This window comes from Hymenobacter sp. R533113 (genome assembly GCF_056835965.1).
This window is the reverse complement of the sequence record NZ_JAKWBD010000014.1, coordinates 395,026-415,617: the sequence shown is the minus strand read 5'-3', so window position 1 is coordinate 415,617 and position 20,592 is coordinate 395,026. Positions and strand designations below refer to the sequence as shown.

General features: G+C 52.3%; 18 protein-coding genes and 1 pseudogene. 8 read left to right on the top strand and 11 right to left on the bottom strand.

The window, feature by feature from the left end; translation table 11 throughout:
* Positions 1–23: 23 nt before the first annotated feature.
* Positions 24–1,062 (bottom strand): annotated as a pseudogene (lpxD, locus tag MKZ35_RS20810) (UDP-3-O-(3-hydroxymyristoyl)glucosamine N-acyltransferase).
* 173 nt (positions 1,063–1,235) lie between these two features.
* The gene (locus tag MKZ35_RS20805; protein ID WP_482515145.1) at positions 1,236–2,468 is read right to left on the bottom strand and encodes an HD domain-containing protein; all 1,233 of its coding nucleotides are present in this window, start codon (positions 2,466–2,468) and stop codon (positions 1,236–1,238) included.
* A gap of 381 nt (positions 2,469–2,849) precedes the next feature.
* On the opposite strand from MKZ35_RS20805, the gene porX reads away from it, so the two are divergent.
* Positions 2,850–4,418: a T9SS response regulator signal transducer PorX gene (gene porX, locus MKZ35_RS20800; protein ID WP_482515144.1), complete on the top strand. Its 1,569-nt coding sequence runs from the start codon at positions 2,850–2,852 to the stop codon at positions 4,416–4,418.
* Between the two features lie 96 nt (positions 4,419–4,514).
* Here the strand turns inward: porX and MKZ35_RS20795 are convergent, their stop codons facing one another.
* The 7 genes from MKZ35_RS20795 to MKZ35_RS20765 all read right to left on the bottom strand — a co-directional run bounded on the left by MKZ35_RS20795 (position 4,515) and on the right by MKZ35_RS20765 (position 12,355).
* Entirely contained in the window at positions 4,515–6,188 is a 1,674-nt protein-coding gene (locus MKZ35_RS20795) for a glycosyltransferase family 39 protein (protein WP_482515143.1), read from the bottom strand.
* Between the two features lie 31 nt (positions 6,189–6,219).
* Complete coding sequence (locus MKZ35_RS20790) at positions 6,220–7,260, bottom strand: UbiA prenyltransferase family protein (RefSeq protein WP_482515142.1); 1,041 nt, start codon at positions 7,258–7,260, stop codon at positions 6,220–6,222.
* Positions 7,261–7,272: 12 nt separating this feature from the next.
* Complete coding sequence (locus MKZ35_RS20785) at positions 7,273–7,968, bottom strand: HAD family hydrolase (protein ID WP_482515141.1); 696 nt, start codon at positions 7,966–7,968, stop codon at positions 7,273–7,275.
* Between the two features lie 337 nt (positions 7,969–8,305).
* The gene (locus MKZ35_RS20780; RefSeq protein ID WP_482515140.1) at positions 8,306–10,204 is read right to left on the bottom strand and encodes a TonB-dependent receptor domain-containing protein; all 1,899 of its coding nucleotides are present in this window, start codon (positions 10,202–10,204) and stop codon (positions 8,306–8,308) included.
* Complete coding sequence (locus MKZ35_RS20775) at positions 10,194–10,430, bottom strand: hypothetical protein (protein WP_482515139.1); 237 nt, start codon at positions 10,428–10,430, stop codon at positions 10,194–10,196. Before MKZ35_RS20775 ends, MKZ35_RS20780 begins: the two co-directional genes overlap by 11 nt.
* Before the next feature lie 17 nt (positions 10,431–10,447).
* The gene (locus MKZ35_RS20770; protein ID WP_482515138.1) at positions 10,448–10,768 is read right to left on the bottom strand and encodes a peptidase associated/transthyretin-like domain-containing protein; all 321 of its coding nucleotides are present in this window, start codon (positions 10,766–10,768) and stop codon (positions 10,448–10,450) included.
* A 330-nt stretch (positions 10,769–11,098) separates the two neighbouring features.
* Entirely contained in the window at positions 11,099–12,355 is a 1,257-nt protein-coding gene (locus tag MKZ35_RS20765) for a pyridoxal phosphate-dependent aminotransferase (RefSeq protein WP_482515137.1), read from the bottom strand.
* Positions 12,356–12,544: 189 nt separating this feature from the next.
* Here MKZ35_RS20765 and MKZ35_RS20760 point away from each other — a divergent pair, with 189 nt between their 5' ends.
* The 4 genes from MKZ35_RS20760 (at position 12,545) to MKZ35_RS20745 (ending at position 16,961) form a co-directional block, all read left to right on the top strand.
* Positions 12,545–14,152 (top strand): ArnT family glycosyltransferase, encoded by a 1,608-nt coding sequence (locus tag MKZ35_RS20760; protein ID WP_482515136.1) that lies wholly within the window; start codon positions 12,545–12,547, stop codon positions 14,150–14,152.
* Between the two features lie 19 nt (positions 14,153–14,171).
* Positions 14,172–14,612: a tRNA (adenosine(37)-N6)-threonylcarbamoyltransferase complex ATPase subunit type 1 TsaE gene (gene tsaE, locus MKZ35_RS20755; protein WP_482515135.1), complete on the top strand. Its 441-nt coding sequence runs from the start codon at positions 14,172–14,174 to the stop codon at positions 14,610–14,612.
* Between the two features lie 101 nt (positions 14,613–14,713).
* On the top strand, positions 14,714–15,940 hold the full coding sequence (locus tag MKZ35_RS20750) for an alanine dehydrogenase (RefSeq protein WP_482515134.1): 1,227 nt from the start codon (positions 14,714–14,716) through the stop codon (positions 15,938–15,940).
* 172 nt (positions 15,941–16,112) lie between these two features.
* Positions 16,113–16,961, top strand: a complete 849-nt coding sequence (locus MKZ35_RS20745) for a GNAT family N-acetyltransferase (RefSeq protein WP_482515133.1) — start codon at positions 16,113–16,115, stop codon at positions 16,959–16,961.
* A 10-nt stretch (positions 16,962–16,971) separates the two neighbouring features.
* Here the strand turns inward: MKZ35_RS20745 and MKZ35_RS20740 are convergent, their stop codons facing one another.
* Entirely contained in the window at positions 16,972–17,898 is a 927-nt protein-coding gene (locus MKZ35_RS20740) for a flavin reductase family protein (protein WP_482515132.1), read from the bottom strand.
* Between the two features lie 56 nt (positions 17,899–17,954).
* On the opposite strand from MKZ35_RS20740, the gene MKZ35_RS20735 reads away from it, so the two are divergent.
* Positions 17,955–18,509 carry an RNA 2'-phosphotransferase gene (locus MKZ35_RS20735; protein WP_482515131.1) on the top strand — a complete coding sequence of 185 codons (555 nt, stop codon included), beginning with the start codon at positions 17,955–17,957 and terminating at the stop codon, positions 18,507–18,509.
* A 35-nt stretch (positions 18,510–18,544) separates the two neighbouring features.
* On the opposite strand, the gene MKZ35_RS20730 is transcribed toward MKZ35_RS20735, so the two are convergent.
* Positions 18,545–18,862, bottom strand: a complete 318-nt coding sequence (locus MKZ35_RS20730) for a hypothetical protein (protein ID WP_482515130.1) — start codon at positions 18,860–18,862, stop codon at positions 18,545–18,547.
* Positions 18,863–19,137: 275 nt separating this feature from the next.
* Between MKZ35_RS20730 and MKZ35_RS20725 the strand changes: the two genes are divergently transcribed.
* A complete protein-coding gene (locus tag MKZ35_RS20725) occupies positions 19,138–20,064 on the top strand; it encodes a M28 family peptidase (protein ID WP_482515129.1) in 927 nt (308 codons plus the stop codon).
* A 158-nt stretch (positions 20,065–20,222) separates the two neighbouring features.
* Positions 20,223–20,567, top strand: a complete 345-nt coding sequence (locus tag MKZ35_RS20720) for an IS1/IS1595 family N-terminal zinc-binding domain-containing protein (protein WP_482515128.1) — start codon at positions 20,223–20,225, stop codon at positions 20,565–20,567.
* Positions 20,568–20,592: the final 25 nt, after the last annotated feature.

The window sequence follows — 20,592 nt, the reverse complement described above, 5'->3', positions numbered from 1 at the left end:
CTCACTTCTAAGGAGGAGCAAATCTAGGGCTTTTCTTTGGCGCTTGCGTTGCCCTCTAATACATCGAGGCGGCGCGCCAGCTCGGGCAGATGCCGGAAAACAGCGTTGGCGCGCAAACTGTCACGCAGGTTGAACGCCGGGGAACCTTGTAGAAACTGGCCTTCCTGCTTTATCGATTTGCCGACGCCCGACTGCGCTGTTACGGTCGTGCGGTTCGCCAGGGTCAGGTGGCCCGCCAAGCCGGCCTGGCCCGCCAGCACGCAGTAGTCCCCAATCTTGGTTGAGCCCGAAATGCCCGTCTGAGCGGCTACCACCGTGTGGCGTCCAATCTCTACATTGTGCGCAATCTGCACCAGGTTATCAATCTTGCTGCCTTCGCGGATAATAGTCGAACCCATGGTGGCGCAGTCGATGGTGGTATTGGCGCCAATGCTGACGTTATCTTCCAGGACTACATTGCCGATCTGCGGAATGGCGCGGTAAGATCCGTCGGGCTGGGGGCAAATCCGAAGCCATCGGAGCCCAGCACGGCGCCCGCATGCACGGTGCAGCGCGCCCCGATAACAGTATCGGCATAAATCCTGGCGCCCGCATAAATAATGGTACCGTCGCCGATGCGGCACCGGTCGCCGATGGTAGCGTGGGGGAAAATGAGCACGTCGCGCCCGATCGTGCAATTCTCACCGATATAGGAAAAAGCCCCCGAAAGTGGTGTTCGCCAATACTGGAGTTAGCTCCCAGAAAAGCTGGCTCCTCCACTCCGCGCCGGCCGGTGCGCGTGGTCTGCTGATAAAATTCCAGCAAGCGGCTAAAGCATAAATATGGATCATCAACGCGGATTAGGGCGGCCGCGACAGGCTGCTTCAAGGCCTGTGTCTGACTAACGATAATGGCGGAAGCCCCCGTTGTATATAAGTGGGGCTCGTATTTGGCATTCGCCAGAAAAGCCAAAGAGCCAGCTTGTGCTTCCTCGATTTTTGCCAGCTGGTCGATGCGCAGGGATGCGTCGCCCTCGACGGTGCCACTCAGTACTTCGGCTATTTGGCCTACAGTAAATTCCATCGGGCAAAAGTAAATAAAATCAATTGGTGAGTTTTAGAGAGTGGTATTCAGTTGTCACTTGATATAGAGAACGTCATGCAGAGCAGAGCGAAGCATCTCGCTTGCGGACGTTACCAAACTAGCTCAACAAAGTGGGCGAGATACTTCGCTCTGCTCTGCATGATGTCCTAAAATCACTGCGCTATTTCCTTCGGATAACAGATATAATGCTTCTCCACGCGTTGGCCCAGGGCACGAATATTGGGTAAATCTGAAGCTTCCGCCACATTCACCACGCGGCCCGACTTGGTTAAAACATCAATTGTATCCTTACCATCGGCGTCGTAGGCGTTGTTGCTGATGCGGCCAGTAAGCATCAGCTGGCTGGCCTCGCTGGGGGGCAAACTGAAGTGCTCACCAATCAACTCGACTACACCAGCTTTCATCTCGTCTTCAAACGGCTCAGTCTGCAAGATTATTTTAAACAGGCGCCGATCGAGCAGACTGCGCGAGAGGTAGCTGAGGACGCGGTCGGGATGGGAGGCCCACATTTTCACGGCTCCCCAAATGTCATGGTCATCGAGCTGCACAAAGCGTTGCAGGATTGTGTCGTCTTTCTCAAAATCTAGTATCGTAACGGCTCTGGCCAGAAAGAAATGCAGGTCGGGGCTGGCTGGCACCTCATGGCCCGAGCGCACTAAGTCGCGGGCCCGCTGCACAATCCGGATAATCATCTGCTCGGCGCTGGTCACCGTTTTGTGCAGATACACCTGCCAGTACATCAGCCGCCGACTTACCAGAAAATTCTCGACGGAGTAAATCGCCTTTTCTTCCAAAGCCAGGCGCTCATCTACCACGGTCAGCATTTTGATGAGGCGGTCGGCCCCCGGCCGGCCTTCCTGCACGCCGGTATAAAACGAGTCGCGGTTGAGGTAATCGAGCCGGTCCATATCCAGCTGACTGCTCACCAGCTGATGAAAAAACGGCCGCGCGTAGCTCCCCTGAAAAATGGCAATGGCTCGATCCAGGGCGCCATTGTGCTCAGCATTGAGGCGCTGCATCAGATAAAGCGACAGCTGCTCGTGCGGCACCTCATCAAAAATTGCCGTTTCCAGAGCGTGGGAGAGAGGACCGTGGCCCACATCGTGCAATAGGATTGCCGCCAATGCTGCCTGCCCTTCGGCCGCCGAAATCTGCACTCCCTTATCTTTCAACGTGCGCAGCGCCATGCTCATTAAGTGCATAGCCCCCAGCGCGTGATGAAAGCGCGTATGCAATGCCCCCGGATACACAAATCCCGTGAGTCCTAATTGCTGAATGCGCCGCAGCCGTTGGAAATAAGGGTGCTCTATTAGATCAAACAGGAGCTCGGTGGGCACTGTTACAAAGCCATATACCGGGTCGTTGAATATCTTTTTCTTGTTCATTGGCAGTTACATTAAGCTGAGGCTTAATGGGTGGGAGCAGTCGTTTGAAGAAGCACTATCCGAGGAACGCGCGTCGGAGTAAGTGGTAAAAAAAGCCCCCAGAATACGGTGCAATAATCGGCGAACCGAAAGTTCGCACTGCGGCTCGTGCAACCAGCCAGGGAACCAGAACGATCTTATTAGGCCTTACTTAACGGAGGAGTTAGTAACAGAAAATAGAGAAACCCGAATTTTTTGGATCAAAATCGACCGATTGGCAGTAAAGCTACTGACGAAACTTCAGTTGCAGGGCGTTAGTGACTGCGGAGCTTTATACTCCGGGCAAACTCGCCTTCGCTGCCCTGCCACTATCATTCAAGCAACGTACTTCTAAGCACCCTTATGCAACGATACAACATCCTTTGGGCCGACGACGAAATTGACCTGCTCAAGCCCCATATTCTCTTTCTCAAAGAACGCGGCTACGACGTCACGCCCGTCAACAGCGGTGCCGATGCCATCGAGCAAGTAGCTGAGCAGAACTTCGACATTGTATTTCTCGACGAAAATATGCCCGGCCTCACCGGCCTCGAAACTCTGTCGGAAATTAAGGCAGCCAAGCCTACGGTGCCCGTCATTATGATTACCAAGAGTGAGGAAGAGCACATTATGGAAGAGGCCATCGGCTCCAAAATCGCCGATTACCTTATCAAGCCGGTTAATCCCAACCAGATTCTGCTTTCCGTCAAGAAGGTGCTCGACAACAAGCGCTTGGTGAGTGAGCGCACCAACACCGGCTACCAGCGCGATTTCCGCCAGCTGGGAATGCAGCTCGGCGACCGTCTCTCGCCTCAAGAGTGGGCCGATGTATACAAGAAGCTGGTGTACTGGGAGTTGGAGATTGACGAAACCGAAGGCAAGAGCATGGCCGACGTGTTCAACATGCAAAAGGACGAGGCCAATACCTACTTCTCCAAGTTCATCATGGAGAACTACGAGGAATGGGTAAATCAGGAAGTGGACGATGCCCCGCTCATGTCGCATGAGCTGTTTCAGAAGCGGGTGTTTCCGCTGCTCAAAGACACCGGCGACACGCCCGTTTACTTCGTGCTCATCGATAACCTGCGCTACGATCAGTGGAAGATTCTGGAGCCCATCATTGCCGAAATGTTCACCGTGGACACGGAGGAGATGTATTACAGCATTCTGCCTACCACCACGGCCTACGCCCGCAACGCCATCTTCTCGGGCATGATGCCGGGTGATATTCAGAAGAAGTATCCCAACCTATGGGTGACGGATGACGATGACGAAGGCAAGAACCTGAATGAGGCCGAGTTTCTGGAAATCATGTTCCAGAAGGCCAATCAGAAGCAGAAGTTCAGCTACAACAAGGTGACGAACCTGCAGGCCGGCAAAGACTTGCTGAGCAAGATGAGCAACCTGCACAACAATCATAAGCTCAATGTCATCGTCTACAACTTCGTAGATATGCTCTCCCACGCCCGCACCGACATGGCCATGATTCGCGAGCTGGCCGGTGATGAGTCGGCCTATCGCTCGCTCACGCGCTCCTGGTTCCTGCACTCGCCTCTGTACGAGATGCTCCAGCAGATTGCGGACAAGAAAGGCAAACTCATTATCACCACCGACCACGGCACCATCCGCGTGAAACGCCCTTTCAAGATTGTAGGTGATCGTAATACCAACACCAACCTGCGCTACAAGCACGGCAAAAACCTGGGTTTCACGGAGAAAGATGTATATGTCGTGCGCAAGCCGGAGCGCATTTTCCTGCCCCGCGAAAACGTGAGCACCGCCTACGTGTTCACTCTTGGCGACTACTTCTTCGCGTATCCTAACAATTATAACTACTACGTGAACTATTATAAAGACACGTTTCAGCACGGTGGCATCTCACTGGAGGAAGTCATTATTCCTTTTGTAACTCTAAGTCCAAAAGGGTCTTAATTTATTTAAGTCATAAAAAAGGCAGACTACACTAGTCTGCCTTTTTTTATGACTTAAATAAATGAGACACAAGGAATTTAGTTGCAGTATTATAATCTACTTTTTTAGCTCATACAGAGTGATGCGCTGATAATGTATTTTATGGCGGGAAATCTTATTTCCGATCTTGCCTAGCTCTTGTTCTACAGCTATGGGAGCAACGTATCCTTCTTTGCTATACCAAGCAGGTTGGCCCAAATACTCCCCTATATCTGAGTCGTTATTGATATTATATATATACCAAAGCCTTTTCTTGCCTTTAAAGTTTTCAAAATCAGGTGAGAGCTTCTGAAGATAATCTTCCGGGCTAGTAGAAATACGTTTCACATAGCTTCCTCTAGTGGCAGTGTATTTTAATCCATAGGCTTCTTTATAGTAATCATAGGCATGACGCATATTCCAGAATACATAGACGGCGTCACCTTCCTTGAAATTTTCATTGATATAAAAAATTCCTTCACGTTCAGTAGAGTTTGAGAGTTTAATAAGTGCACTGGGATAAATAAGTTGATGAGTTGAATTTGCTAAGGCAGGGCTTACTAATAAAACAGTTAAGAATAATGCTGTATTGCGCTTTAACGAGAAAAGCTCAATTACTTTTTCCATCCCAAAAGCGAGAAAAAGTATAACCGGCGGAGCTAGAAACAGAATAAATCTATCGAAAATAGGGTATAATTTAAACGCTGATGCCAGGAAGGTAATAAGTATAGGCAGGAAGAGGATAAAGAAATTTAATTTATGTGATCTAAATAACATAATCATTCCAAAGACAATAAATAAGCCTCCAAACCATCCCATTTTTAGAATGAATTTAACGCTGGAGCCAGCTATATTCTCATCAAGGTGCAATAACAAACCAAGTGGGTGGTAAAGTACGTTATAGGGCTTCTTTATAAACCAAAGGACCTGTTCAAAAGAGGTCAGTCGCAGAGGCATAAAGGCATCGTATGCTTTATCGAAGAAGTCGATGAGCCAGCCAGACTGATGGTATTTGCTAAGAAAAAGTATGTACAGCAGGCTAAAGCTGAACAGCCAAAGTGAGAAGGGAATAAGATAAGTGAAGAAGCGTTTCCAGTTACGCTCAAAAATTACTTTGAGGCTAAGAACTGAACCAATGCCGGCCAGCACAAAGATGAGCGAGAAGGAAAACCACAATAAAAGCCCCCCAGCGAGTCCCCATAGCACCAACTCCTGCGGGCGGGTAGCGCGATGATACTTCGTGTAGAGCCAGAGACTCAAAACCGTCGCTAGGAGCTCAGCACTGTACTGCTTTGCCTCTACAGAATGGTAAATAGTCGCCCAGGATAAGGACAGCACACCAACGGCGAGTACAACGCCCCACCCTTTCAGATAAAAGCGAGCGACGCGAATAAAGGCAAATAGTGCACTAATACCACAGACCAGAGAAAAAAGCCGGAGAGCCTTTTCGCCTTTGCCAAAAAGCAGAACACAAAGTTTAACGGTCCAGAGATAGCCGATAGGGGCCTTTTGCTCATAGGCCAAGGTCTGGGTAGCTAATTCCCAGAAGTTGAGCTTGACCAAACTGATGTTCAGATAGAGCTCATCAATGAATAACGACCGATTATAAAAGAAATGAAAGAGGCGGAAGCCAATTCCGAGGGCCACTACTACATAAAGGGCATAGCGCTGGTAGTGAGCGGACGTAGTAGAGCTGTCGGACGCGGGCGAGCGCAACACAGAAGCAGGTGTTACCAATCCAGTAAGTGACATCAGGTGGGGCTAATAAACCAGAGAGTGGACTCTACCGGTTGTTTAGATTATACTGATCCCGTAGAAGCTGGTGTAACCAAGGAATATCTAAGAACATCAATCCCGTTAATAAAATACAAAACAATACAACATACAGCATAAACCACTTGCGGGTATAAAGCTTTTCGGAGCCCTGAACGGGAGAGTCTTTTAAAAGGCCGATACGTAAATACCAGGAAAATAAAAGCGCAAAGAAGGGAAAGCTAACAAGTAATTCTACTCTGTTTTTTACGAGAAAAATACCCAAAAAGAATGCCGATGTGAGGGCATAAAAAAACATAGAGATAAGTAAGCTGTGTTCAGTGTAGTATTTGAACGACTTGCGATAAAGCCCAGCTAGCTCAGGGTTGTTAATAAGGCGATACTCCGCAAAGCGCTTAGTAGCCATCAGGTAAGCGCCACCCATCCAGTATGCGACAATAATACTGGTGGCGGGAAGGGCATTAAAAAACGACGAAGGGTTAAGGTCCTGCAAGGAAAGTGCGGGAGCGACAATAAACCAGCCCAGCACAAAACGAATTGGGTTGTTTACGGATTCTGACAACACATCCAAATAAACTCGTTCTTTAGTGCGTATGGGGCGAACGTTGTACATAATGCCCATGAAGAGCAAGAACGCGGAAACTACCAGAAATGGAATAGAAATAAGGTATCCCAAGCTTAATCCCACAACGGCTAGCAGAAACCATTCTGAGTATACTATTGCTGGGTTGACTACTTTAACTACCGACGTTCTTTCTTTCTTTAACGGATGAAACTTATCAAATTCGGCATCGAGGTATTCATTGATTACATAATTAGCCGAAGCAATAAGACATGTGCTTGCTATTCCAATTATTACTTTAAATAATAGCTCTGTAGAAAAGTCCCCCCCAAAAACTATTAAAGCAAAAAGCATCCCCGGCACCATGAAAACATTTTTCGCCCAGTTATCAGGACGAGCTATGGCTATGTAATCTTTGAGGCCTGCAGGAATAGAGGTCTGCTTTTCCTTGATATCTCCGTCAGTTGGAAGGGATAATGTGTCGTTCATAATTACTGTTGCTTAGGAGTGAGTAGTAGAGGTGAGGGTCTGTTCGAGTTGATGATAGAAGTCAAATGAATTGAATGGCTTTTTATCTAGTATGAGATAAGGCATGCCGGCTCTTAAAGCGCACTCACCGTCCATTTCTTGCCTATCGCCGATGAACAGGCATTGTTGGGGAAGTACCTGAAACTTGTCTGCGATGTAGAGGAGCCCCTTGGGATCAGGTTTAAGGCGGTCTATTTCAGGATCTGTAGAGCTGATGATAAAGTCCGCTTCCAGACCCATAGCCTGCAGCTTGTCATGTGCCTTATAATCAGAGTATATAGCAATCTTAATACCCTTGCTTTTAAGCTTGCTGAAGAAGCTTTGGGTACCAGGATAAACGCATTTTTGTAAATAAGGATTAGGAAAGGTAAATATCCATTGCTCTATCACTTTCCTGACTTTGGAAGGAGAATAGCCTCCTTTCTCAGTACACCAATCATATTGTGCATTCTCCAAGTTGCCGCCAGCGTAGCCGGCTCGCTTCTCTCGCTCAGCCCTAAACCTTTGAAGAATCATTAGTTCATCCGCTTTCCAAGGTCTTACCATATAGTAAGCAAGAAGGGCAAATAACATCTTTTTTCGTAGCCGCGACTGCGTGTAAAGGGTGCCGTCAACGTCGAATATCACCACTTTAATGGCGCTCCAATCTACACTATTCTCTTGATGCATGTAGTAAATACTTCAATTTTATCCTTCAAACATACAGTAAATATAGATAATAATACAAATTACTGATAAAAATTTATAACTATTGCATTAATACTAAGCTTAATCGTTGCCTTGTTATACTACTTGTATTATAAACTCTTTTAGGAAGAGCACAACAAGCCTAATAGATGCCTCACTAACTGATAGCATCCAGGAGTTATAAGTAAAATTATAATTATCAGTAGATGGCAATAGTATGGAAAAAGAGCAGTGTCGTATGGAATCAAGGAAACCCTGACCCTTAACGATACTGCTCCCGCGCGGGTTGTATTTATCCCGCAACTATTTTAATTAAACTCTATTGCGCTCTGCGTTTTTCATCTTCAGCCCCACTCTGGCGCTTGCGTATAGGCGCTAGCTTATCGTTGCCAAAACGGTACGCAAAGGATAGCGTAGCGACCCGTGTATCCAGCCGGTTAAAGAAAGTATCTTCAAAGTTGGCGTATGCATACGTAGAGCGAACAGGACTTGTGTATAGAATGTCGGTTGCATTCAGCTTCACCGACGCTTTGTTAGCCCATAACTGCTTTTGGATGCCGATTGCTACCTGCCCGCGGGCCCGCAGGCGCTCATAGCCGTAGCGCTCCGGCGCTAGATATGTGCCACTCAGATCGGCTGTCCAGCCATGACTAAGGGTGAAGGTGCTATTGCTGCTGGCATTAACCGTTACCCAAGTGCTGGGGGGCATTGTCTCCGCTACTTTGCCTTCAAAATGGTTGTAGTAAACTACTACGTTGTTGTATACACTCCACCATTTAGTTGGTTCCAGCGGGGCCGTTAAGGTGAGCGCGTAATACTGTAGCGAACGGAGATTTATATCACGATTCACGACGAAGAACCCGCCTTCGGCTGCTGGCTGAACTACACTGACTATAGGCAAATCGGTGATGCTATAGCTCAACGCCGCGCTATACTTTTCTTTGAAAGTATGGGTAAGCTCCACATTGTAACTGGTTTCGGGCCGTAAGTAAGGGTTTCCGGTGCGGTAGGAGGTAGCATCTATGTAGGACCGGAAGGGATTGAGTTGGTTGTATGTGGGCCGATTGATGCGGCGGCTGAGCGAGAGACCTAGCTCGTGCTTATCCGAAAGCTTGCGCTGTACGCTGGCACTGGGGAAGAGCTGAAAATAGTTGCGGTCGAAGCCCTCGTTGCCTATTGCCTGCTGGCCTTCCACATTGGTTTGCTCCCCGCGTAGTCCAGCCGATATAGTAAGCTTAGGTAGGGTGCGCGTTAGGGTCACATAGGCCGCATTGATATTTTCGTTGTAACGAAAACGGTTGCTAAAATTCAGATTGAGCGTCCGTACTCCATCTATAATATCCTCAAATACCAAGTCGTTGTCGGAGTCAATATGGGTTGCTTTGAGGCCAGCTTCCAGCCGCGTAGCCCGGCGCAAATTGCGCGTGTAATCGGCCTTTACTGACTGAATGGTCAGGTTACCCTCCTGGTCGCCGTCCAGTATGACAGCCGGTCGGCCGGGCTCACTGAAGAACGTGGTTAACTCCTGGTCAGCGTAGCGGTTAAAGCGGTCGTAGTCAATATCCACCGAGAGCGTGGGGGCTCCGCTGGAGTCGGCAAACGAATGCCTGAAATTAAGATTACTCGTAATGCTGGGGTTATAGGGTCGCCGATTAATGGTAGAGCGATAGGTCGGCAGTGGTTGATTCTCGGCATCAAATAATAACGTTCTGTTGGTAGCAAAACCCAGAAAGCGGCTGTCCAGGCCACCAATAACAACGCCCACAACCGTCCGCTTTGAGAGCGTATAGTCGAGGCCGCCCCTCCAGGTGTGCGACTGAAGGTGGCTGCGGCCGTTGTTTCGTTGGAGGCTGCTGCTTTGCAGAACCCTATCGACGTAAAAGAAGCGGTCGAACGTGAGTTTTTGAAAGTTTTCCCGGTCGGCATACGCGTAAGATCCGAAAGCATTGATCTTCTTTTGCCGATGGTTCAGAGTTAAGCCCGTAGTGAATTTGCCGTATTGCCCACGGCCGTAAGCAGCATTCACGGTGCCGTTGGTACCCTGGCGCTGGTCTTTTTTGAGGTTGATAGCAATAATGCCCGCGCCGCCCTGGGCATCGTACTTGGCGGACGGATTGGTAATCAGCTCAATGCTTTTCAGCTGTTCGGCCGGCAACGCACGCAGATAGTCGGCTAGCTCCGAGCCGGTCATGGGCTGGCGCTTGCCATCAATCAGCACCAGCAGGCCTTGTCGGGCCGCGTAAAGCTAGGTTGTCATTGTTGCCTACCGTTACGCCCGGTGCGCGTGCTAGCACATCCAGCGAAGTATTGCCAGGCGCCAGCGCTGAGCCCTCCACATTCACTATGGTGCGGTCGGCTAAGCGCTCATACAGAGGCTTTTGCTTTACTACTGTCACTTCCTTGAGCTGAGTAGCTTCACTCGCTTGCAGGACAATGTCGGCCAAATTTTGCCCCCCAGCAGTTAATTCAAAGACTGGACTCCAATAACGGGTGAAACCAAGCTGAATAACGGAAACCAAAAAGCCCCCCCGGCTGATTGCTCCAGCCGGAAAGCTCCCTGAGCATCACTAAACTCAGTTTTTACCGCCAATGAATCGGCGGCTCGGTGTAGCGTTACGTTGGCAAATTGTATGGGGGCACCTCCGACCGCCGTTTGCACCCGGCCCGTAACGCTACTCAGGCCAGGCCCGGTTTGCGCCTGCACTGGTTGCGAGGTCAGCAGAAACATTATCAGCAGATAACCTAGTCGGCCCGCGGCCGAAGTAGGTAAAGCACTTTGCATAAAGACTATATAAGGGGGAGCAGAGTTAAATTGTAGGTTGATATAGATGTGAGCAGAAGCGTAGTACGAAAGAACAGTATAAGCCGGCGCAGTTGCGGCGCCGCGGTAGAGGGGATGACCAGTCTTTGTTAACGAACCTGAAAGGCAGGTAACACAGAGGGGGGAGTCGGGTAAGCAGAACAATAATCGACTGCCTGCTGCGCTTTCGCAAGTACAACAAGCAGCCAAAAATTTTGTCAATCTAAGGATTTACAGGATGATTAAGGAATCAGAGGAATATTTTGAGCACTGAAAACCGAGAATAACGCTCCTAAACCGCTCCTGTGGCGGCTATTTTAATCCAGTAAGTGCCGCCCGCAGCCGTGGCAAGGCAGCCTCAATCGACTCCAGCGAAGCGCCCCCTACTGAGAGTCGGAACCACGGCGAAGTATCGGCGGTGCCAAAGGCGCTGAAGGGCACCAAGGCTAAGCCAGCCTCCGCAATCAGGTAAGAGGTAAGGTCGCGGGTGGTGGCCAGCAACTGCCCTGCCGGCGTGGTTTTGCCGAGCACATCGAGCCGTGCAGTGAGGTAAATAGCTCCTGCCGGCGCAATGGCATCGACCGGGTAGCCGGCTTCTTTCAGTTCTTGCAGTCCCTTATAGAGAGTGTCGAGGCTACGCTGAATGCTGTGCTTGAATGCGGCCGTGTAGGTGTCGACGGCTGTGGTGTTGGGCAAATAATGTGCGGTGGCAACCTGCTCAGCTTTAGGAGCCCAGGCGCCCACATGGCCCAGAATCGACTTCATCTTGTCAATAACCCCAGTTGGCCCAAAAGCATAGCCCACTCGCACGCCGGTGGCAGCAAGACACTTGGAAATACCATCAATATAAATCACATAGTCGCGCAGCTCCGGCCGCAGATTCACGGGGTCGAAGTGCTGAGCGCTGCCGAAGGTGAGCATCCAATAGATCTGGTCGTACAGAATATACAGGGGCTTTTCGTCGGGGCCGCGGCGCTGGTTTTCAGCTATTACCAGGTCGCAAATAGCCTCCAGATCGGCGCGGGCAAAAACGGTTCCGGTTGGGTTTAGCGGCGAGCAGAGCGCCAGCAGCGTAGCACCGGGCAGGTGGGGGGCAATTTCGGCGGCCGTAGGCATAAAGTCATGGGCCGGGCTGGTTTCCACCATCACCGCTTCCGCGCCGGCCAAGTGGCAGTAGTGATTATTATTCCACGATGGCACCGGAAATACCACTTTGTCGCCGGGGTCGAGCAGCGCCAGGTAAGTGGCGTAGATGAGAGGCCGGGAACCACCGGCCACCAGCACATCGGCCGGTGAATACGTCAGCCCCAGGCGCTGGTGCACGAAATCGGCGGCGGCCATGCGCAGATCGGCTACGCCATTGGCGGGCGGATAGTTTGTTTGACCGGCCGCATAGGCTTGGGTTATGGCATCGCGCAGCTCTTCGGGAATCGGGAAAATAGCGGGGTCGAAGTCGCCGATGGTAAGGTTGCAGATGGCTGCCCCCTTCTTGATCATCTCGCTTACCTCATTGCCGATTTTTATAATTTCAGAGCCCATAAGGCTACCGGCCATCTTGGATACAGTCATGGGGGGCAAATTTTGCTTAAATATAGCAGGGAGTTGGTAGCCCGAAAGAGGAGCTACTCACTCGCAAATCAATAAGCTGGGCCGTAAAAACCAACGAGAGTCAACCGTTGGCCCCGCGGAAATGTTGAACTTGCGCCCGTTTAATAATGCTGGTCCGAGTCAGACCTTTGGCCTTTACTTGTCCGCTTAATGCCTGAACTGCTACCTGTTTTGCCGTTATCCGCCGAGCAAGCACCAGCCCGCCGTGGCTACCTGCCATCGTTGCGCACCATTCTGCTGCTAGCCTTGATCTTGCGGGTGCTGGCGGCTTTTTTCTCCAAAGGCTACGCATTTCACGATGACCACTTCGACGTAATCAGCATCGCCCAAGATTGGGTGTACGGTCTCACTACCTGGCTGCACCAGCCCATACCGCCGCGCCACAGCATGACCTACACGGGGCTGCATTACGGTCTGTTTTGGCTCCTCGACGCGGTCGGCTTCACCAATCCCGACGCAAAAATGACGCTCGTGCGCCTGCTGCACGGCCTGTATTCCTTGCTCACGGTGTATCTGGGCTACAAAATCACGAAGGAGCTGGCCGGCGAAACCTATGCGCGCCGGGCGGGTCTCATGCTGGCTATGCTGTGGTTTATGCCGTTTATGAGCGTGCGCAACCTGGTCGAGATGGTGTGCATTCCGCCTTATCTGGGGGGCTTTTATGTGCTGGTGCGCTACCGCGACCGACTACAATGGCGTCACTTTGTGTTGGCTGGAGCCTTGTTTGGGGTCGCTTTTCTGTTTCGCTACCACACGGCTTTGTTCCTAATGGGGGCCGGCCTGGTGCTGCTGGCTCGGCAACAGTGGAAAGCGCTGGGTTGGCTGACTCTGGGCTTTATCGGTGTAGCCGTGCTGGTGCAAGGCACCATCGACGCCGTGCTGTACGATTATCCCATGCAGTCCTTGGTGTCGTATTTTCTATTTAATTCCAAAGGAGCCTACCAGTACAGCACAGGGCCGGTCTACCGTTTTGCCCTCACGATATTGGGTTTTCTGGTGCCGCCAATTAGCGCCTTCTTAGTGTTTGGCTACGCCCGTACCCGGCGCTTGGCGCCGCTGCTTTTCTGGGGTGGCGTTGTGTTTTTTGTCGCTCATTCCCTGTTTCCCAATAAGCAGGAGCGGTTTATTCTCCCGCTGTTTCCGTTGCTCATTATTCTGGGTGTGATCGGGTGGGAGCGGTACGTGGCCGACGCTGCTTTCTGGCACCGTCATCAGCGTTTATTAGCAAATAGCTGGCGATTTTTTTGGGTGCTGAATGGGATTGTGGCGTTGGCTTTGGCGCTAACCTATTCCAAAAAAAGCCGTGTCGAACCCATGGTTTATCTGTCGCAGAAAACCGATTTACGCGGCATAGTGCTCGATTTTGGCCCCCACGGCACCAAAATGCCCCCCATGTTCTACTTAGGGCGCATGGGGGCTGAAGCCAGCGCCTTTATTCCCGATTCCAGCGGCGTGTGGCGGCGCTACCGGCAGCAGCGCCCCCTGCCGGCCGACTTTGTCATCACCTATGCCCTCAACGACCAGAGGCCGCTACGTCGGCTGATCAGCGAGATGAACTACACCCAGCGCCGGCCCACGTACCTGCTGCTAGTGGGCGAGAAAGACATTGACCGACGCCTCGACCGCCTGCGCTTGTTGTTTCCGCGCTTGAAGCTGGAGCACACCATCAATCCATCGCCCTACGACCAGGTGCTGCATACCCTTAACCCCCGCGTACACAAAGACGAGCACGTCCAGATTTATCAGATTTTGAAGTAGAATACCTACGCCCTGTACAATGGCACTACCCGAAACCAAAATAGCTGTTTCTTCCCTCGCCGACTTGCCTGCCGCTGCCGCGCAGCTTCGAGCAGCCCTCAGCGACCACACCATTATCTTGTTTGAGGGCGAAATGGGGGCGGGCAAAACCACGCTGATTAAGGCACTATGCGAAAGCCTGGGCGTGCCCGCCGCGGAGGTAAGCAGTCCCACCTTCGCCCTGGTAAACGAATACCGCGACGCCCACAACCAGCCTATCTATCACTTCGACTTCTACCGCCTCAACAATTCGGCCGAAGCTTTAGGAATGGGTGCGCTTGAGTACTTCGATTCTGGCTATCTTTGCTTGGTAGAATGGCCAAGCCGGGTTGCCGACCTTTTGCCCCCCCGCCATCTACTCGTCACGCTCACGGTCACCGGCGAAGAAGCACGCGTTCTTCAATTGAAAACGATGAGTTAAAAAGCAGAATTGAAGTAGAAACAGGCCTGTTTTTCAGTCAATTCTTCATTGTCATCACATTTTAATTCATCGTCTTTAGGTCAACATTTTTACTTGCCATAATGCAGGAAGCAGTACCCCCGGGATTCGAGTCGCTGGCTACGAGCCGTGCTTATTTCACGCAGGAATCGATGCTGGCGGTGGAGACGCGGCGTCGTAAGCTGTTTATCGGCTTGCCGCGTGAGTCGTCTTTACAGGAAAATCGCCTGGGCCTGACTCCCGAGGCCGTGAAGCACCTCATCAACGAAGGCCACCAAATCGTGCTGGAAAGCGGGGCCGGTGAGCCCAGCAAGTACTCCGACCACGAGTTTTCGGAGGCCGGCGCCACTATCGCCTACTCGCAGAAGGAGGTGTACGAGGCCGACATTATCCTGAAAGTAGCCCCGCCCACCACCGACGAAATCAACCTGATGCGGGCCGGCCAAACCCTGATTTCGGCCCTGCAGTTCGGCTCGCTCACCGGCGATTATATCTCTTCGCTCACCCGCAAAAAAATTAATGCTATTGCGTTTGAGCTGATCAAAGACCCTTCCGGCGCCCGGCCCGTGGTGCGCGCTATGAGTGAAATCGCGGGCTCAACGGTTATGCTTATCGCGGCTGAGTACCTGGCCCGCTCCAACGAGGGCAAAGGAATTATTCTGGGGGGCATTACGGGCGTGCCGCCGTCCCAGGTGGTTATTCTGGGCGCCGGTACCGTGGCTGAGTACGCCGCGCGTGCCGCCACCGGCCTGGGGGCGGAAGTAAAGGTATTCGACAACCATATCTACAAGCTGCGCCGCCTCAAGCAAAACCTGGGTACGCAGCTCTATACCAGCACGTTGGATACCTACGTGCTGAATCAGCAAATCCGCCGCGCCGACGTGGTGATTGGCGCCCTAAACGTGGAAGAAGGCCGGATGCCCTTCATGGTGTCCGAAAGCGTGGTGGCCACGATGGCGCCCGGCTCCGTCATTATCGATGTCAGCATCGACCAGGGCGGCTGCTTCGAAACCTCCGAAATGACCAGCCACAGCAAGCCGGTTTTTCGCAAGTACGACGTGGTGCACTATTGCGTGCCTAATGTGGCCTCCCGCGTGCCGCGTACTGCTACGGGTGCTTTAAGCAACATTTTCACGCCTATCCTCCAGGAAATCAGCCAGCATGGGGGCGTGAATGAAGTACTGTTTGCTAATGAGCATTTCCGCGCTGGCGTATACATCTATAAAGGCTCGCTGACTAATGCCGCCATTGCCAAGAAATTCAACATGCGTTACAAAGAGCTAGGGCTGATGATTGCAGTGCGCAACTAGTACGCTGACATTGCTTGCTAAAAAAAGCCATTTCATCATAGAAATGGCTTTTTTGTTTATCCAAGTGAGCTTAACTGTCTGGCAGATATTAGAATGGTTGAAATGGGTTGCAGCTCGCGTACACTAGCTGAGGTTCGCAATCAGATTTAACATCGCTTAACAAGCCTGTCTTATGGCATCTATTGACGCAGAACTCATTGCCCGACCGGCGCTCGAATTTGCTTCCGCTCAGGTAACTGAGGCCATGAACCGCTCTTTTGAGGAGTACATGGTGCCGATGGTATTTACACCAGTCAGCTTTGAGCAGCGTTTCCGGGGTGAACATCTCGACGCCGAAGCCAGCAAACTATGGTTTCTGCGGGACGAGCTAATTGGAGTGGTATTCATTGCCCGGCGAGGCTGGACGAGCCGCGTAGCCGCTATGGGCTTAGTGCGAAAAGCGCGTGGCAAACAGTATGGCCGGCAGATGCTGCAAGCGACAATTGACGAGGCCACTGCCCGCGGCGACCGATCGATGATCCTGGAAGTATTTGCGGCCAGTGAGCGGGCGCGCCTACTCTACGAACGGCTGGGCTTTCGCAATGAGCGCGAGCTGTTTAGCTTCAGGCATGTACCTGACCCAAAAAGCCCCCCAGCGGATAGCCGAGAACTACAAGAGTTGGACCCAGCGGAAGTAGCCCGGCTTGTGCTGCTGGAAGGCGAACCTACCATTTCGTGGATGTACGCCCCCGAGTCGTTGATGGCGGCTGCTTCGCCAACCCAGGCATTTCACCTCGACCAGAAAGCTTACGTCATGCTGCGCCAGGAAGCGAAGCGCACGTTGCTGCTGACAGTGCTGGTGCGGCCCGAGCATCGGCGGCAGGGGCGAGGCCGGGAGTTGCTACGCGCCGTAGAAGCAGCTTTTCCAGACAAACCACTAGTAATTTCGATGCTGGCTAGCGGGCAGCTTTACTCGTTTTTGGAGGCTATGCAGTGGGAGCTGATGCCTTTGCCCTTATCCGAGATGGTCCGACCGTTGTAGGTGCCCGTTTCTATTTTGGCTGAGCGATAAGCAACGCTTTCCACGCTTCCACCAACCGGCCTTCTTCCAGCAGTTTCTTCCCCAGCAGCTCCAGTTGCTTGCGTTGCTCCTGGGGGGCTTTTTCGTACTTGCTGAGCGTGTAGGCTATCAGCGGGTCATGGCGAAAGGCTTCTATTTCTGCCGCAGTAGGTAGCCCAGTAGCTTCGATGTTGCCCAGGCGGCCAAGATTATTGCCCGTCAGTACATTGGAGTTGCGTATATGCTCTGGCATTTGATCAATGCCGATGCCCATGTTGCGGTTGGGCTTGGGCACTTCAAACAAGCTGCTGCCCGAGGCACGGCAATACCAGTCGCCGCCGAGGCGGGCTATGGCGTCGAGCTTATACGGGTCGATGCCGGTGCCGCTGGGCAGCACGATATCCTCCCGAAAATGAGCCAGCACCACCCGGCAAATGACGAGGTTGCCGGCGCCGTTGTTCTGCCCTAGCTCTATCACCTGCTCCACCACGCACTCGAAAGCGGCCGGCGCTTCGGCCACGCGCGGCGGCTTCACTTTCTGGCTCGGCACCTGCGTAAAACCGGCTTTTACAAACTCATTCACGCCCTTCTCATACTCCGTGCTGGCCAATGACATCTGCTCCACCATGGCGTAGTCGCAGATATGAATCACGACTTCGGGCACTTCGCGCACGTTTTGCAGGGTGTGTTTCTGCGAGTTGTCCCGCACGCGGTTGGCGGGCGAGAACACCAGAATCGGCGGGTTGGAGCCGAAGCAGTTGAAGAAGCTGTAGGGGCTCAGATTCACGTTTCCTGCCGCATCCACGGTGCTGGCAAAGGCTACGGGGCGCGGAGCCACGGCACCTACCAGAAACGGGTGCAGCTCGCTGGGTTTGATGGTGGCAGGATCGATGGTGCGAAAGGAGGGAAGCGCGGACATGAAAGAATACTTGAGGACGACTAAAATGGCAATTGTAGCTTCGAGGCAGTAAACATATGCTTCTCTACCCGATGCAGAACCAGGCATTAAGTAAAACCCTGAGTTACGTGCTCCGCCACAAGCCCGAAGAGTTTGGACTAACACTGGACGCCGGAGGCTGGGTGAGCGTAGCCGACTTGCTCGGCGCTTTGCAGGCCCGTCAGCATCGGGTTACCCAGGCGCAACTCTACGAGGTAGTGGCCACAAACGACAAAAAACGGTTCAGCTTATCAACCGACGGCGCAAAGATACGCGCCAACCAAGGCCATTCGGTAGCCGTGGAGCTGGGCTTAGCCCCGACGACCCCGCCCGAGCTGCTTTATCACGGCACGGCTACGCGCTTTCTGGCGTCCATTCGCACTAGTGGTCTGCGCAGCGGCAGCCGGCAGCATGTGCATTTGTCCGCCGATCCGGCCACGGCCGTGGCGGTGGGGAGTCGGCATGGTAAGCCAGTGGTGCTGACGGTGCAAGCGGGCCAGTTGCATCGGACTGGGGGGCAATTTTACCTGTCGGCCAATGGCGTTTGGCTGACGATGATGGTTCCGCCGGAGTATCTGCAAGCGGAAGCCTGATCTTAGCCCTACTGGTGCCTCATGCACTAAATGAGCTAATCATCATAGTGCCATTCGCGACTTTTACTGTCATAACTAGCTCCTACCATTGTACCCGCATAGTACTGGAGTGAAAAGTTCTGACCCCGCAACGCGTTAGTTGAATCAGGCTGAAAGTAGAAGGTTTTATACTGAAAGGGAGCCGGCCGCCACAATCCCCTCGCCGTGGCCGGAACCTTCGTCAGCTGCCGCGGCACCAGCTGCTCCAGCGACTCGGGGTAGTGTCCGTGTTGCTTTTGGTAGTCGTAGACCTGCTGAATAACAGTGTCGGCCCGGCGTTTGGTTAGTGCGTTTTGCCATCTATATATGGCCATCATCAAGGGGACACTAAGAAAGGTAGCTACTACGGCTGCACCCAGGAATCTGCGCAGCACTACAGCTATTTCTGAGGACCCAAACCCCCACAGAAGGACGTATAGTACTAAAGCAAACAGCGAGAGAAACCATTGAATTCCTAGTAGCAGGGGTTCGCTGGTTTGCGGGTGCAGGCACAACATAATTGCTAGCATTATCCCTGTGCGCTGTAGCGAAGCGCGGCTAACTGATAACTTCACGTATTTATAATGTTTAGCTAATACCTGCGCAGTTTATGCATTTACGTTTATTCTTTCTAGTAGCCCTGCTAAGCTATCTGCCGGTTGGCGCTACGGCTGCACCGGCCACAGCCGATACCACTCGCCTGCGGCGGCATTTGCTGGCTTTGGTTAATACGCCCCAGCCGCGCAATTACCTGCACCTTGCTTCTCTGAATCAGGCGGCCAGCTACATCGAGCGGGAGCTAGCCGCCGCCGGGGCCAGCCTCAGCGACCAGCCCTACGAGGTTGGGGGGCAAATTTACCGCAACGTCATCGGCTCCTTCGGCCCCGCCGATGGGCCGCGCCTCATCGTGGGTGCTCATTACGATGTGTGCGGCGACCAGCCCGGCGCCGACGATAATGGCTCCGGCGTAGCCGCGCTACTGGAGTTGGCGCGCCTGCTGGGTCAGCAGCAACGGCTTTTGTATCGCGTTGATATGGTGGCTTATACCTTGGAAGAGCCACCATTTTTCCGCACCAAAAATATGGGTAGCTATGTACACGCCAAATCTCTGCACGACCAGGGCGTACCCGTGCGCGGCATGGTAGCGCTGGAAACTCTTGGCTACTATGACGACCGTAAAAACACGCAGGATTACCCGGTAAGCCTGCTGAGCCTGGTGTACGGAACCCGCGGCACCTACCTTACCGTAGCTCAAAAGTTCGGTAATGGAAGCTTCGGGCGGGAGTTTGCGCGGCGCTGTCGTCAGGAAGCTAGGCTGCCCGTCAAGCGGTTTAAAGCGCCCGCCTGGCTGCCTGGCCTCGACTTTTCCGATCATCTCAACTACTGGCAGTTTGGCTACTCCGCCGTGCTGGTCACCGACACCGCTTTTTACCGCAACAAGCACTACCACCAAACCACCGATACTCTTGACCGCCTCGATCTGCGCCGCTTAGGATTGGCGGTAGAGGCCGTACTGGGGGCGCTGCTCAAGGCGTAAATACTGACCTGATTTGCGCTGCCATGCTGGTTATGAGAAGGTTGCAAGATCCTGTGCATGGGTGGCGAATAAGTCAGTTTGCTATATAATTAGCTAATCTGATATATCTTTACTAAATAAGTATAGCTTCTGCTATTTCTACCTAGAAATTGCCCCCCATGACCAAGCCATCCTGCCCCAAGTGTGATACCACGGAAGCAACCAAAAGTGGGGTAGTAGGCGGTAGGCAGCGCTATAAGTGCAAAAATTGCGGCTATCACTTTTCAGTGGCGAAGGTAGGCCGGGAAATCAATTCGTATTATGTAATAAAGGCGCTTCAACTCTATGTGGAGGGCGTCAGCTACCGTGAGATTGAGCGCCTGTTGGGCGTAAGCCATGTAAGCGTAATGAACTGGGTGAAGAAATACGGCGTAAAAGCCCCCCGCCAGACCGACTATCACCCCACCTATAAAATACTGAATCAGAAGGAGCTGGCAGATTTTTTCAGGACCCGCAGCAACTGAAAGGCGCGGGGCTGGTGGTCACGGA

Coding starts and splice junctions, on each gene's coding strand:
- tsaE (WP_482515135.1), top strand. CDS start 14,172: ATGGCACTACCCGAAACCAAAATAGCTGTTTCTTCCCTCGCCGACTTG.
- MKZ35_RS20735 (WP_482515131.1), top strand. CDS start 17,955: ATGCTTCTCTACCCGATGCAGAACCAGGCATTAAGTAAAACCCTGAGT.
- MKZ35_RS20765 (WP_482515137.1), bottom strand. CDS start 12,355: ATGACTGTATCCAAGATGGCCGGTAGCCTTATGGGCTCTGAAATTATA.
- MKZ35_RS20795 (WP_482515143.1), bottom strand. CDS start 6,188: ATGTCACTTACTGGATTGGTAACACCTGCTTCTGTGTTGCGCTCGCCC.
- MKZ35_RS20750 (WP_482515134.1), top strand. CDS start 14,714: ATGCAGGAAGCAGTACCCCCGGGATTCGAGTCGCTGGCTACGAGCCGT.
- MKZ35_RS20725 (WP_482515129.1), top strand. CDS start 19,138: ATGCATTTACGTTTATTCTTTCTAGTAGCCCTGCTAAGCTATCTGCCG.
- porX (WP_482515144.1), top strand. CDS start 2,850: ATGCAACGATACAACATCCTTTGGGCCGACGACGAAATTGACCTGCTC.
- MKZ35_RS20770 (WP_482515138.1), bottom strand. CDS start 10,768: ATGCAAAGTGCTTTACCTACTTCGGCCGCGGGCCGACTAGGTTATCTG.
- MKZ35_RS20740 (WP_482515132.1), bottom strand. CDS start 17,898: ATGTCCGCGCTTCCCTCCTTTCGCACCATCGATCCTGCCACCATCAAA.
- MKZ35_RS20760 (WP_482515136.1), top strand. CDS start 12,545: ATGCCTGAACTGCTACCTGTTTTGCCGTTATCCGCCGAGCAAGCACCA.
- MKZ35_RS20785 (WP_482515141.1), bottom strand. CDS start 7,968: ATGCATCAAGAGAATAGTGTAGATTGGAGCGCCATTAAAGTGGTGATA.
- MKZ35_RS20790 (WP_482515142.1), bottom strand. CDS start 7,260: ATGAACGACACATTATCCCTTCCAACTGACGGAGATATCAAGGAAAAG.
- MKZ35_RS20720 (WP_482515128.1), top strand. CDS start 20,223: ATGACCAAGCCATCCTGCCCCAAGTGTGATACCACGGAAGCAACCAAA.
- MKZ35_RS20805 (WP_482515145.1), bottom strand. CDS start 2,468: ATGAACAAGAAAAAGATATTCAACGACCCGGTATATGGCTTTGTAACA.
- MKZ35_RS20730 (WP_482515130.1), bottom strand. CDS start 18,862: ATGGCCATATATAGATGGCAAAACGCACTAACCAAACGCCGGGCCGAC.
- MKZ35_RS20745 (WP_482515133.1), top strand. CDS start 16,113: ATGGCATCTATTGACGCAGAACTCATTGCCCGACCGGCGCTCGAATTT.